Annotated in this window: 12 protein-coding genes; all 12 read left to right on the forward strand. The window is 37.8% G+C overall.

Annotated features, from left to right (window positions below; all coding sequences use genetic code 11):
- Positions 1-26 precede the first annotated feature (26 nt).
- The 12 genes from sipA to ACOWPH_RS15045 all read left to right on the forward strand — a co-directional run bounded on the left by sipA (position 27) and on the right by ACOWPH_RS15045 (position 12,481).
- The gene (gene sipA / locus ACOWPH_RS14990; RefSeq protein WP_015216176.1) at positions 27-275 is read left to right on the forward strand and encodes a regulatory protein SipA; all 249 of its coding nucleotides are present in this window, start codon (positions 27-29) and stop codon (positions 273-275) included.
- A 52-nt stretch (positions 276-327) separates the two neighbouring features.
- Positions 328-885, forward strand: coding sequence for a peroxiredoxin (locus tag ACOWPH_RS14995; RefSeq protein WP_015216177.1), 558 nt, complete (start codon positions 328-330; stop codon positions 883-885).
- A 326-nt stretch (positions 886-1,211) separates the two neighbouring features.
- On the forward strand, positions 1,212-1,682 hold the full coding sequence (locus tag ACOWPH_RS15000; RefSeq protein WP_015216178.1) for a hypothetical protein: 471 nt from the start codon (positions 1,212-1,214) through the stop codon (positions 1,680-1,682).
- A gap of 154 nt (positions 1,683-1,836) precedes the next feature.
- Positions 1,837-2,706: a polyphosphate kinase 2 family protein gene (locus ACOWPH_RS15005; protein ID WP_015216179.1), complete on the forward strand. Its 870-nt coding sequence runs from the start codon at positions 1,837-1,839 to the stop codon at positions 2,704-2,706.
- Between the two features lie 186 nt (positions 2,707-2,892).
- A complete protein-coding gene (locus tag ACOWPH_RS15010) occupies positions 2,893-3,519 on the forward strand; it encodes a chemotaxis protein CheB (RefSeq protein ID WP_042466114.1) in 627 nt (208 codons plus the stop codon).
- 77 nt (positions 3,520-3,596) lie between these two features.
- Positions 3,597-5,498, forward strand: a complete 1,902-nt coding sequence (locus tag ACOWPH_RS15015; RefSeq protein ID WP_015216181.1) for a CheR family methyltransferase — start codon at positions 3,597-3,599, stop codon at positions 5,496-5,498.
- Between the two features lie 443 nt (positions 5,499-5,941).
- Positions 5,942-6,163 (forward strand): DUF4327 family protein, encoded by a 222-nt coding sequence (locus ACOWPH_RS15020; RefSeq protein ID WP_015216182.1) that lies wholly within the window; start codon positions 5,942-5,944, stop codon positions 6,161-6,163.
- 687 nt (positions 6,164-6,850) lie between these two features.
- Positions 6,851-8,689 carry a response regulator gene (locus tag ACOWPH_RS15025; protein WP_015216183.1) on the forward strand — a complete coding sequence of 613 codons (1,839 nt, stop codon included), beginning with the start codon at positions 6,851-6,853 and terminating at the stop codon, positions 8,687-8,689.
- Between the two features lie 4 nt (positions 8,690-8,693).
- Positions 8,694-11,075: a PAS domain S-box protein gene (locus ACOWPH_RS15030; RefSeq protein WP_015216184.1), complete on the forward strand. Its 2,382-nt coding sequence runs from the start codon at positions 8,694-8,696 to the stop codon at positions 11,073-11,075.
- A complete protein-coding gene (locus tag ACOWPH_RS15035) occupies positions 11,068-11,559 on the forward strand; it encodes a response regulator (protein ID WP_015216185.1) in 492 nt (163 codons plus the stop codon). The genes ACOWPH_RS15030 and ACOWPH_RS15035 overlap by 8 nt, the downstream gene beginning before the upstream one ends.
- 155 nt (positions 11,560-11,714) lie before the next feature.
- Positions 11,715-12,089 carry a response regulator gene (locus ACOWPH_RS15040; protein WP_015216186.1) on the forward strand — a complete coding sequence of 125 codons (375 nt, stop codon included), beginning with the start codon at positions 11,715-11,717 and terminating at the stop codon, positions 12,087-12,089.
- 212 nt (positions 12,090-12,301) lie between these two features.
- The gene (locus ACOWPH_RS15045) at positions 12,302-12,481 is read left to right on the forward strand and encodes a hypothetical protein (RefSeq protein WP_015216187.1); all 180 of its coding nucleotides are present in this window, start codon (positions 12,302-12,304) and stop codon (positions 12,479-12,481) included.
- Positions 12,482-13,209: the final 728 nt, after the last annotated feature.

Here is a 13,209-nt window from a genome sequence, read left to right on the forward strand (position 1 = left end):
TTAGTAGTTAACGTCACTAGTTTAAAATGACCCAAGAATTCCCCATTGGTAGTAAAGTCCGTGTAGTCGCCTTACCACCCTACGTCAAAACTGCTGATCCTATGCCTATGCTGCGCCCTCCTGAAGTCATTAGCATTGCTGAAGAAGGTATAATCCTTGACCGTCGTCCTGGCGGATATTGGGTAGTACGCTTTACTAGAGGTGCTTTCCTCATAGATAGCCAATACATTGAAAGTACAGAAAATCCGATTGAATCTCAGCCAGAGTCAAAATAAGTAGCCCAGCAAGAATGTAAACTTGTGTTAAGTGTTGAGTCGGGTTTACACAATGATTTCTCGTCGTATTTTTATCAGCATCTTATTTGCTAGTTGTTTTACATTGATCAGTTGGTTGAATTTTACCCCCTTTGCTCAAGCTTTGGGTGGTAAACTACCTGCAATTAACCAACCAGCACCTGAGTTTACTTTACCTACCAACACAGGTGATGGCAAAATTTCCCTTTCTGACTTGCGCGGTAAATGGGTAGTTTTGTATTTCTATCCTAAAGATTTCACCTCTGGTTGCACTATTGAAGCACGGCGTTTTCAACAAGACTTACCCAAATATCTGGATAAAAATACTCAAATTATTGGTGTGAGTGCTGATGATATTGATTCCCACGCCGAATTTTGTGATTCTGAGGGGTTAAAATTCCCTTTGTTGGCGGATACTAACGGTGCAGTCAGTAAAGCCTATGGTTCTTGGATTGGTTATGTATCTATGCGCCATAGTTTTATTATCGATCCTCAGGGAGTTCTCCGTGAGACTTTTGTGAAGGTGAATCCAAGTATTCACAGTACGGAAGTTTTGACGAAACTTGAAAAGTTGCAATCAGCAGTTTCATGATTTGAAACGCAGAGGTACGCGGAGGTAAACGCAGAGGGGGAGCGATGCGATTTTGTGAGATGTCTTTGTTTCCCCCTGCCTTATCCCAACGACAATTTTTAACCCCAACTCACTTAGAGAACTCCACAAAAAAGATGATCCAATCTTGTGGGATGGGCATCTTGCCCGTCCTTATATTATTAGCGGGCTTTTCGGCCCGCACCACAAGAAATTTTGGGATATTTTTTTAATTGGAGAACTCTTACTATCTGGGGGTAAAGTTTGCATATCTCCTTTATGATTCGCTAGGCTAGTGATATTCTAGGTTATTCTGAGGCGTGGTATGTATGGAGTTTGAAAGCAAAGCTACTTCCCCCACTGCGAGAAATAATATCGAATTTGCTCAACTGACTAATGCCCGTAAGCCTTTAGAATTGCTACGAGATACTGAGGCTTGGCTACGTCGCCCTACTGTAGCTACACTCAAGCCAATTTTATCGCCAAAACTCAGCCAACGATTGCAATCTGCTTCGTTTCTAGCAGAAGAGTCACTCCAGGATTTGGCAGAAATTGATATCAATAAGATTAGTGATTTTGAATTGCACCCTGCCAGAATTCATGTTGGTTTAACTTTTGTTGGGTTTGGGGCGCTGTTCATTTTGGTGCTATTACTATACATAAATACTTTACATCCAGAACTAACTACTGTTGAACAGATACGAAAATACTGGTATCAATATATTTGGTGTGTTAGTTTGGGTGTGGCAGGAATGTTTATTCTTGGTCGGGAAGCAATGCGTTATCCCCGCAAACGGTAAGTAGGTTGGCGTTAAAATTGTCGTTAGGATAAAGCAGGGGGCAGGGAGAAAAAGGGTTTTAGCCTTGTTTACTTTTCTTTACATAGTTTGGTTTTATTGTGCTTATCTACTTAGATATAGTTTTTACAGCAGTTAGATTAAGGTGCGATCGCAAATGAATCATGATCCTTTTATTGTTCCTCCAAATTCTCTGATTTCTTTAAAAAATGATTATGACCCCAGTTATATAGCTGAGTTTCATGAAAAAAAGGATGCGAAAAAAAAATTAGAGGCAGGTATTAAAGAACTCGCTAATTATCAAAATATTCTCTATGCTCAAAATACTTATGCTTTGCTGATTATTTTTCAAGCAATGGATGCTGCTGGTAAAGATAGCACTATCAAACACGTTATGTCTGGTGTAAATCCTCAAGGTTGTCAGGTCTTTAGTTTTAAAGCACCGAGTGATGAAGATTTAGATCATGATTACCTATGGCGCTCGACGAAGGCTTTACCAGAACGAGGACGAATTGGTATATTCAACCGTTCATATTATGAAGAATTGCTAGTGGTACGTGTACATCCAGAAATATTGGAAAAACAACAACTGCACTATTTCCCTCAGGAAAATAAAATATGGCAGCAGCGTTTTGAAGAAATTAATAATTTTGAAAAATATTTAGTAACTAATGGTATTCTTGTCCTCAAATTTTTTCTAAATGTCTCCAAACAAGAACAGAAAAAACGCTTTTTAGATCGAATTGAAACACCAGAAAAACATTGGAAATTCTCAGATAGTGATGTGCGAGAACGAGGTTTTTGGGATGATTATATGACTGCTTATGAGCAAGTTTTTAATCACACGAGTACTGAAGCTGCACCTTGGTATATTATCCCTGCTGATCACAAGTGGTTTACGCGTCTAGTTGTATCTGAGATTATCTGCAAAAAATTACAAGATTTAAATTTACAATATCCTACTATTAGTGAAGAACACAAGGAGAAACTTTTGCAAGCTAAAAAAATGCTGGAAAGCGAAGATTGAAATAATTCGTAATTCGTAATTCGTAATTCGTAATTCGTAATTCGTAATTCGTAATAGATAGAAAGTTATTTCCCCCTGCTCCCTGCCCCCTACCACTCCTGCCTCCTATTTTTATCAGGATAGATGATAAATGATGTCATATTTGTTTATCCTATTAGTAACGGGTATAGTCATAAATTAAAAATCATGATTTTGCGGTCAGAATTTACCAATAATTATCAAATTCCTGACTTGACTCATGCTGGCTTCGATATTGTGGCTCTGGCAGCTTCTGCGGGTGGTTTAACAGCCATAACTGAAGTTTTATCAGCTTTACCGACTGATTTTAAAGCGGCAATTGTGATAGTCCAACATCTTGATCCTAAATCTCGCTCATTAATGGCAGAAATTCTCCGTCGTCATATTGTTCTCGATGTGAAACAGGCAGAGGATGGAGATAAACTGAACCCAGGAATGGTTTATATAGCTCCTCCTAACCATCATTTGTTGGTTAACTGTGATGCTACGCTTTCTTTATCTCAGTCGGAAAAGGTGCATTTTCTGCGTCCTGCTGCTGATGTTTTATTTAAATCGGTAGCAGGTAGTTACAAAGATAGAGCGATCGCTGTTGTATTAACTGGAAACGGCTGTGATGGTGCAATAGGAGTAAAAGCTATTCACAAAATGGGTGGGATCATCATTGTTGAAGATGAAAAAACTGCTGAATTTAAAGGGATGCCTTTAGCTGCTATTGAAACTGGTAATGTGGACTTTATCATCCCTAAGGAAGGTATCTCTTCAGCCTTGATCAATTTGGTTATGGCTCGTGGTTAAATTGCTCGTCATTGGGGTTATGATTAGCAAATCAAAAAAAAGAACCGTAAAGATTCAGTGATTCCCTCGCTAACCTTATGACTTCCATAGAAAAAAACCCCGACTTTGAAAATCTACTCGTTTATTTAAGACAGAATCGGGGGTTTGATTTCACTGGTTATAAACGCTCAACTTTGATGCGTCGTGTAAACAAGCGAATGCAATCACTGAGCATAGAAAGCTTTGTGGATTACATTGACTATTTACAAGTTTATCCAGAAGAATTCAATCATCTATTCAATACTATTTTGATTAATGTTACCGACTTTTTTCGGGATGCTTCCGCTTGGGAATGCCTGGCACAGCAAGTAATACCGGATATTATTAAAAATAAAAAAAGTAGTGAACCGATTCGCATTTGGTGTGCTGGTTGTGCTTCTGGAGAAGAGGCTTATACTCTAGCAATATTGATGTCTGAAGCATTAGGAGCAGAGGATTTTCGTCACCGGGTAAAAATTTATGCCACGGATATAGATGAAGAAGCTCTATACCAGGCTCGTCAAGCCGTGTATTCAGCTAAAAATATCCATGCTATTTCACCAGAACTGCGGGATAAGTATTTTGAGTTATTAGGAAATAATTATCTATTCCGCCAAGACTTGCGCCGTTCTGTGATTTTTGGTCGTCATGATTTACTTCAGGATGCGCCAATTTCTCGGTTAGACTTGTTGGTGTGTCGTAACACCCTGATGTATTTCAATTCTGAGACTCAGGGACGGATTATGGCTCGGTTTCATTTTGCCCTCAATGACAAGGGCTATCTGTTTTTAGGTAAAGCAGAGATGTTGTCAATGTATTCCAATTTGTTTGCACCTATAGACTTAAAAAATCGTATATTTAAGAGAGTATCAACAACCAATGTGCGCGATCGCCTTTTGGTTATGGCCAATTCAGTCGAGGATGAATCTAGCCACCGATTATCTCGCTATCTTCGACTGCGAGAGTTAGCATTTGATACAGAACCAAATGCCAAAGTAGTCATTGATATCAATGGCTTATTGGTAATGATGAACGAGCAAGCGCGCATCTTGTTTAGTCTGTCAGCTAAGGATTTAGATCGTCCCTTTCAGGATTTGGAACTTTCCTATCGGCCGATAGAATTGCGATCGCTAATTGAAAGAGCATATAACGAACGCCGTCTCATCATCATTACTAATGTAGAACGTTACATATCTAACTCAGAAACCCAATACTTGGATGTGCGGATTATACCTTTACAAGACTCTGATCTCAGTTTCCTCGGTGTCACTATCGTCTTTCATGATGTCACCCGTTATATTAAACTCCAAGAAGCTCTGCAACGTTCTCGGCAAGAATTAGAAACCACTAACGAAGAACTCCAGTCTACTAATGAAGAATTAGAAACCACCAACGAAGAACTCCAGTCTACTAATGAAGAGTTAGAAACTACCAATGAAGAACTTCAGTCTACTAATCAAGAACTGGAGACGATGAACGAAGAACTCCAATCTGCAAATGAAGAATTACAGACAATTAATTACGAGTTAAGTCAGCGTACCTTAGAACTCAACCATACAAACGTTTTTCTAATTTCCATCCTCAGAAGTCTACAAACAGGAATTGTAGTAATTAACAAAAATTTTTACATCGTAATTTGGAATCATTTAGTAGAAGAACTGTGGGGTTTACGTAATGGTGAAGTAATAAATAAATCTTTTTTTGGTTTGGATATTGGTTTACCTACCGAGCAATTGCGATCGTCTATCTGTGATGCCATATCTGGTACAAAACACTTCCAAGAAATGATTTTAGATGCTACCAATCGCCGAGGCAAACAAATCAAATGTTATCTTGCTCTCACCCCCCTCATAGATAAGGAAATAGAAGGTGTAGTTTTGATGATGGCAGATATCGAAAAAATCAAAAGCATGATTTCAGCCCAAGAAATTGAAGAAAGACGACAGATGGGTAATTGGTGATTGGTAATGGGGATTACACAATTATAGGACTAGCTCTTTCACCTATTTCCTACCTTCTGTTTTCAAAATATTTCTTGAGAATTATCTCCTAGGGGTCATCCCAAAGGGAAACAGGTTCATTTATTGTGGCCTGGTGTCTGTTTACAAAAGGAGGTGGGAGGTAATAAAGCAAGCTTTACAGCAGAATTCAGGCTTCGCCATAAGCCTCAGTAAAACGGAGTCAGAATTCACGAGTAAAACTAGCTTAATATCTGGCTTTAAGTTTAGAGTCTGTATATCATTTATCTGCAATCTGCATGATGTAGAAATTTTGCCATGCTGCACTAGTAAAAATTAATTTTGTGATTTTTCACAAAATTAACCAATTTTTTGATACGTTTAAAGTAGAGATAAAAATATATTTTTATCTCTTAATTCATTGACTAAAAATGAGAGAAAAAGCTATGGATACCGCTATTAGATATGACATTGAAGTGATCAAGGAAGAAGCACTTCAATTGGCCAAAAGGGGACTTATTAGCCGCCAACAGCCAATTTATACCCTTGGTAAATATATTCCTGATCGTGAATGGGCTTATTTTGAGCAGGAACTAGAAAAAAATGAATATTTGCTCAGGGATAGGATTATTGACCTACTTGATCATGAGACATGGGAAGAAGATTGAGGTATTACTTAGAGTCCATCAGCAATTAGCAACATCCGAAATTTATTTTCAATTACAAGATAAACTTTTCATAAATTAAGCCTCCGAACTAATTCGTGGGCTTTTTAGTAGAAATTAGTCAAAATCAACAGTTAGAGCAAATTTTTGTTACTATTCTAATATAGGAATCCGGTTTGATTATTGAAAATACACGTAGGATGTGTATAGCCCCACTGGCATGGCTACGCTAGAGCGACAGCGTAACGCACCAAAACCTTAAGAATGGTGCGTTACGGGTTTCATCCTAACGCACCCTACAATACCTAATCTTGTTCAAAAATCAAAGTCTACTTTGAAACCAATAGTTTTTTCTTAATCGGGTTTTGTTCCTAAATCCTATACTCTTCCCTGTTCCCTTTTGAAAAACTCTAGTTCTCAACTTGGACGAGGTTTAATAGAAAAAACTACATGAAATTAGACATTAAAAATTACCAAGAATTACAAACTTATTTAACAAATTAAGTAAGGATTCAGGATACAGAATGTTTGATATAGCAGGGAACTCTTAACGGAAGAAAAAAATATTCTTCTTCCTCCTGACTCCTGACTCCTGACTCCTGACTCCTGACTCCTGACTCCTGACTCCTGACTCCTGACTCCTGACTCCTAACTCCTGACTTCTTACCAAATTAATAGGTATATAGCATCATGAAAATTTTGTTGGTAGAAGATGACCAACTTACGAGTTCAGCGATTACCAGCAACTTGATTGCTCATCACTATACAGTTAACCTAGCAATAGATGGACAAGCTGGTTTAGAACTAGCAACCACTTATGAATATGATTTAATTCTGTTGGATCTCATGCTTCCTAAGCTCGATGGTATCAGCGTCTGTAAACAACTCCGCTCACAGGGATATCACAGCCCGATTCTACTACTAACTGCAAAAGATAGTACAACTGACCGAGTGATGGGGTTAGATGCTGGTGCAGATGATTATATGGTTAAACCATGTAATATAGATGAACTAATGGCACGAGTTCGTGCTTTGTTACGCAGAGGAAAAGCTATCCCTTCATCAGTTATTGTTTGGGAAAATGTGTATTTTGACTCCGTGAATAGTGAGGTAACTTGTCAAGATAAACTTCTGCATCTAACTCCTAAAGAGTATTGTTTATTAGAACTTTTTTTACTTAATCCCAAACGGATTTTTAGCCGTAGTGCTATTCTCGAAAAATTATGGGATTTTGCAGATACACCAGGAGAGGAAACAGTCAGTACTCATATTAAATGTTTACGCCAAAAACTTAAAGCGGCTGGGTCATCAGATCCTATTGAAACTGTGCATGGATTAGGTTATAAACTTAAACCTCCATCTCTATTACAAGCTTCAGATACTGCTGTAATCTTATCTGGTAACATTCAGAAACCAGAAAAATCTTACCAACAAAGGGTGAAATCAAGTACGTATAAAATTTGGGAGAAATTTAAAGACAAATTTGCTGAACAATTTGCTGTTTTAGAGCAAGTTAGTGACTTATTAGCAGTAGAAAAACTCACACCTGAATTACAACAGCAGGCACAATATCAAGCACATAAATTAGCTGGTTCATTAGGTATTTTTGGCTTAATCCAAGGTTCGGAAATTGCTAGAGAGTTAGAAAATTTGTTAGAACCGCAAATCAAAATAGAGGAGTTGCAGAGCCAGCAAATTTTTAAATTAGTGAAAATGTTAGCATCAGAGATACATAAAAAACCAGAATTGGAATCAAAGTCAGATCAAATTTCTTATTCTCCATTGATTTTAATTGTGGATGATGATCTAATTTTGGCAGAAAGAATTAGAATTGAAGCGATCGCATGGGGGTTAAGGGTAGAAATCGCTACAGACCTAGATGTAGCCCGAAAAGCTATCACCCAAAATCCCCCTAATATCGTTTTACTCGATCTGAATTTTCCTAGTTCCACAGAAACTGGACTAACATTACTGAAACAACTAACACAGCAAATTCCGAAAATTCCTGTATTAACCTTCACAGGTAAGGGTAATTTAACCGACAGACTCGAAGTAGCAAGTTTAGGTGGGTGTCTTTTTTTACAAAAACCCTTGCCTACTTATGAAATTCTCAAAGCAGTTACCGAGATTTTGAATCGAAGTCAGTCCAAATCTGCTCATCGTGTCATGGTAGTAGATGATGACTTAACAGCACTCTCACATATATCTAGTTTATTGCTACCTCTAGGACTAGAAGTGATAGTCCTCAATAATTCAAAACATTTTTGGGATGTACTGAGAGATAACAATCCCGATATATTAGTGCTAGATCAAGAAATGCCAGATTTTAGCGGATTAGATTTGTGTAAAGTGGTCAGAAATGACCCTAAATGGTACAATTTGCCGATAATATTTTGGTCAATACATACCAAAGAAAGTGATCTTGATCAAGCATTTACAGTTGGAGCAGACGATTATATTAGTAAGTCTACAGATATAACAGAACTAACAACTAGAATTATCCGTCGTCTCAAGCGAGTTGAAATTTAAGGGCATGAAAAGTGCTATGAATGCAAGAATTGACCAGAGATTTTTCCCTTATATAGGTGCTATTAGTTCATTAGCCATAGCTATGCTCGCCGTAGGCACTGCCCTCTTCATAACCTGGCAACTGAAATCTGTACTCACAAATACCATCGCTTCATTTTTTTTCGTGGCAGTTGCAGTTTCTACCTGGTATGGCGGACTCCGACTAGGATTAATGACAACCATACTATCAGTATTGACGATCAACTATTTTTTTATTCCCCCGATCTACAACTTTACTCCTGCAACTTGGAACGATTTTATTTTGTTAGGGTTATTTTTTGCAAATAGCTCAATCATCAGTTTACTCAGTTATGACCTACAGAGAAGTAAAAAGACACTAGAACAAATCAACCAGCAACTACTCGGAGAAAGTACGCAGCGTTACGCCAGTTTAGCCGCAGCAGTTCCCGTTGGCATCTTTCGCACCAATCTGGTAGGACATTGCCTTTATGTGAATGAACAGTGGTGCAAAATAACTGGAATGACCTTTGATCAAGCCCTGGGAACTGGCTGGGTACAAGCTTTGCATCCAAGCGATCGCGATCGCATTATTCAAGCATGGAGTCAAACCACTCAAAACCAAGAAAAATCTATTACTGTGGAATTCAGATTTCTCCGTCCTGATGGTGTAGTGACATGGGTATTCACTCAAGCAGTAGTAGAACAAACAAACAATGGAGAAGTAATTAGCTATATTGGCACAGTCACAGATATTAGTGAAAGCAAACAACGAGAAGAACAACTCAGATTACTAGAATCTGTAATTGTTACCACCAATGATGCCGTCCTCATTACCGCAGCCGAACCCATAGACTTACCAGGGCCAAAGATTGTTTACGTTAATCCTGCATTTACGCAAATGACAGGATACACCTCAGCCGAAATATTAGGAAAAACACCGCGCATTCTCCAGGGAGAAAAGACCGAACGAGCAGCATTAGATAAAATCAGAGCCAATCTCCAAACTTGGCAACCAGTCCAAGTAGAAATGATCAATTACCGCAAAGACGGCTCTGATTTTTGGGTCGAATTAAATATCATTCCTGTAACAGATGAAAGAGGCTGGTTTACTCATTGGATTGCCATTCAACGAGATATTACAGATAGAAAACAAGCAGAAACAACATTAAAATTGGCAAATGTAAAATTAGAAAGCCGGGTAGCTTTACGCACCATAGAACTCAGTCAAGCAAATGCTCAACTCCAACTAGAACTGAAAGAACGTCAAAGGGCAGAAGTAGCATTAAGGCAAAGTGAAGCCAAATTTCGCTCTTTAAGTGAATTTTCACCAATGGGCATTTTTATGAACGATGCTCAGGGGCAGTGTATTTATACTAATCCTCGCGCTCAGGAAATTGCTGGATACACCTTTGCGGAAGCCTTGGGATTTGGATGGTTAGAATTTGTTCATCCTCAAGACCGAAAGCAAATTACTCCTCAGTGGATTCAAGCCTTTTCAGAACAGCAAGGAACTGTATATGAAGAACTTCGGTATGTTCATAAAGATGGAACAATTCGCTACGCACGAGTGCAAAGTGCGCCTATTTTTGCTGAAAATAATAAATTTATTGCTAATGTTGGCACAATGGAAGATATTACAGCCAGTCGAGCAATTGCTCAAATGAAAAATGAGTTCATTTCTGTTGTTAGTCATGAACTTCGTACCCCCCTCACCGCTATTCGTGGTTCATTAGGATTGTTAGCTGCGGGAGTCTATGATAAAAAACCAGAAAAGGGAAAACGGATGTTACAAATTGCCTCAGAGCAAACAGACCGACTAGTGCGGTTAGTCAATGACATCCTAGATTTGGGACGATTGGAATCGGGAAAAATGACTTTGGTAATGCAAAGTTGTGATGCAGCGACACTAATCGGTAAATCTGTAGATGCTATGCAATCTAGTGCTGAACAAAATCAGATTACCCTATCTGTAAATTCTCCTCCATCTCTCCAACTTTGGGCAAATCCTGATGCCATTATTCAAACTTTGACTAATCTATTGAGTAATGCAATTAAGTTTTCTCCTCCGCATACGACTATTTGGATAAATGTTGAATGCTGTGAAGATATTGAAAATGTCTCTGGGTCTTCTTCACCTCATTCTCTGGTGAGATTTGAAGTGAAAGATCAAGGTAGAGGAATTCCACTAGACAAACTAGAGGCAATATTTGATCGTTTTCAACAAGTTGATGCTTCTGATTCTCGTGAAAAAGGGGGTACAGGTTTAGGTTTAGCTATATGCCGTCGAATTATTCAACAACATGATGGTAATATCTGGGCTGAAAGTACTATGGGTGAAGGCAGTAGTTTTTATTTCACCTTAAAAAGAACAGGGAACAGTGAATAGGGAACAGGGAACAGGCAGCAGAAGAGATAATTACGAATTACAAATTACAAATTACAAATTACAAATTACAAATTACGAATTACGAATTACGAATTATGATGTTATGTCCATAAAGTGTATTTTGGTAATTGATGACGAAGAGGTAATTCAGGAAGTGATTCAAGGATGCCTGGAAGATATAGGAGAATGGGAAGTTATTACTGCTAGTTCAGGTAAAGAAGGATTGTTAGTAGCTGAATCTAAATTACCAGATGGCATACTGTTGGATGTATCTATGCCCGAAATGGATGGTTTAGAGACGCTTCAAAAATTACAACTACATCCTGTGACGCAAAGGATTCCTGTTGTGCTGTTAACCGCTAAGGTTCAACCTGCTGATCAAGCTCGGTTTTCTCAATTAGCCGTTGCTGGGGTTATCCCCAAACCGTTTGATCCCTTGATTTTAGTTGATTTGGTAGCAAATGCTTTCCATTGGGATGTATGAACTTTGCCAACTTCAAGTTTTCTTCAATTATTTTTTATAAGCTGGACAAAACAAGTTACAGGTTATCGAGCAAAATAGAGCATCTAGATGCAGATTTTGAAATTTTTTAGACTAAATATGTTTGGACTAAATATGGAAATATTGGGGTGGCAAACATGACGACCAGACGCATTTTGGTTGTTGATGATGAGGAATTTATTCAAGAGATAGTCCAGTCCTGTTTTGAGGATATTGCTGGTTGGGATGTGATTACTGCTAGTTCGGGTAAGGAAGGTTTAGTTAAGGCTATGAAGGAACAGCCCGATGCTATTGTTCTGGATATGATGATGCCAGAAATGGACGGTATGACATTTCTACGATATTTGAAAGCAGATCCCAATATCCAATCTATTCCTGTGGTGCTAATTACAGCGAAGGTTGATTTTACAGAACCCATGCGTTTATTGAGTTTGGGAGTAGCAGGTGCGATCGCAAAACCTTTTGATCCCATATTACTAGTCGATCAAGTTTGTAACTACCTTGGGTGGTAATTCATAAGAATTCTACACCAAGGTAATTATCACTCCTCCTTACTCCTGTATTTGTGTCGAAAAGTATCTATTTATTGTTTCTTCGTTACATTGTCTTCATCTTCAAACTTTCTTCAAATTTGCCTACTAAATTAAAAGAAGATTAAAGCAAGTTTTTTAAAACAAGTTTAATCTGCTATAAAAAACTTTTTTAGGATGAGGTTTAAAAAATTATGTCTAACTGTATTTGTTGCTCCAACAAACTACTACGCCACATTCGTAACCATCAAGTAGTTTTATTTTGTCGTAATTGTTGGCAAGAAATGCCGGCAACTAATCCAAAAAGAGCATATTCACTATCTATGTCTGTACCTTCTCATATAGGTATCAAAGAATTCATCGCTACACATTAAATTTTTCGGTTTACAATTAAACTCAATTCATTAATGAAAATCAAAACCTAATTCCTTTTTTTAAGCCCCGCACTCATGTGTGGGGTGATAATCACTTGGGTATAACCTGCGGTTGGCATTGCTAACTATTTCTGATTTTAAAATACATGAAGCAGAAAAATTAGTGCTTCTGCTTACCCTTGAATAGAATATTTTTCACGCAAATAATTGTACTTGTATAGCCGTTTTGGTTGTTGAATTACTATAGAGGATTTACTTAAAATTCTTTCTGTTAAAGAACAGGAAAGACCCTGAGTAAATACTGGCATTTCTTGCCAACAACTACGGCAAAACCAATAAATTTCCGACTGGCGTATATGTTGTAAAAGTAAATTAGAACAACAGGGACAATAATTCATATATTTCTCAAATTAGATTTTAAAAGGTGTTGATCTGTTAAGAATAGCCATGAGAAAAATTCAGAGATATTCCCAACAAGTATTTATAGTTCTCAACTATAATTTATAAATATGAGGAAGTCGTGAGGAAACTTTTAATAAAAAAATATTCCGTAATATTTCTAAACATCTGTTTTTTGAATTTCGATTTCCGCACAGCGGTACTGGTTATATCTTCACAAGTTCCTCAAGTTTGGGCTGTATATAAAGTAGGGGTTGCTGAATAAGTCTTTTCGGTAGGGCTAGAAGTCAGATGTAAAAACTGGTTCATCAAATATATTTGTAGCTTTT

Origin of the sequence: Anabaena sp. PCC 7938, assembly GCF_049315035.1 — a bacterium.
GTDB classification, from domain to species: Bacteria; Cyanobacteriota; Cyanobacteriia; order Cyanobacteriales; family Nostocaceae; genus Anabaena; species Anabaena cylindrica.

What these genes read in the sequence shown, in the direction of transcription:
- sipA (WP_015216176.1), top strand. Translation starts at nt 27, where the DNA reads ATGACCCAAGAATTCCCCATTGGTAGTAAAGTCCGTGTAGTCGCCTTA.
- ACOWPH_RS14995 (WP_015216177.1), top strand. Translation starts at nt 328, where the DNA reads ATGATTTCTCGTCGTATTTTTATCAGCATCTTATTTGCTAGTTGTTTT.
- ACOWPH_RS15000 (WP_015216178.1), top strand. Translation starts at nt 1,212, where the DNA reads ATGGAGTTTGAAAGCAAAGCTACTTCCCCCACTGCGAGAAATAATATC.
- ACOWPH_RS15005 (WP_015216179.1), top strand. Translation starts at nt 1,837, where the DNA reads ATGAATCATGATCCTTTTATTGTTCCTCCAAATTCTCTGATTTCTTTA.
- ACOWPH_RS15010 (WP_042466114.1), top strand. Translation starts at nt 2,893, where the DNA reads ATGATTTTGCGGTCAGAATTTACCAATAATTATCAAATTCCTGACTTG.
- ACOWPH_RS15015 (WP_015216181.1), top strand. Translation starts at nt 3,597, where the DNA reads ATGACTTCCATAGAAAAAAACCCCGACTTTGAAAATCTACTCGTTTAT.
- ACOWPH_RS15020 (WP_015216182.1), top strand. Translation starts at nt 5,942, where the DNA reads ATGGATACCGCTATTAGATATGACATTGAAGTGATCAAGGAAGAAGCA.
- ACOWPH_RS15025 (WP_015216183.1), top strand. Translation starts at nt 6,851, where the DNA reads ATGAAAATTTTGTTGGTAGAAGATGACCAACTTACGAGTTCAGCGATT.
- ACOWPH_RS15030 (WP_015216184.1), top strand. Translation starts at nt 8,694, where the DNA reads ATGAAAAGTGCTATGAATGCAAGAATTGACCAGAGATTTTTCCCTTAT.
- ACOWPH_RS15040 (WP_015216186.1), top strand. Translation starts at nt 11,715, where the DNA reads ATGACGACCAGACGCATTTTGGTTGTTGATGATGAGGAATTTATTCAA.
- ACOWPH_RS15045 (WP_015216187.1), top strand. Translation starts at nt 12,302, where the DNA reads ATGTCTAACTGTATTTGTTGCTCCAACAAACTACTACGCCACATTCGT.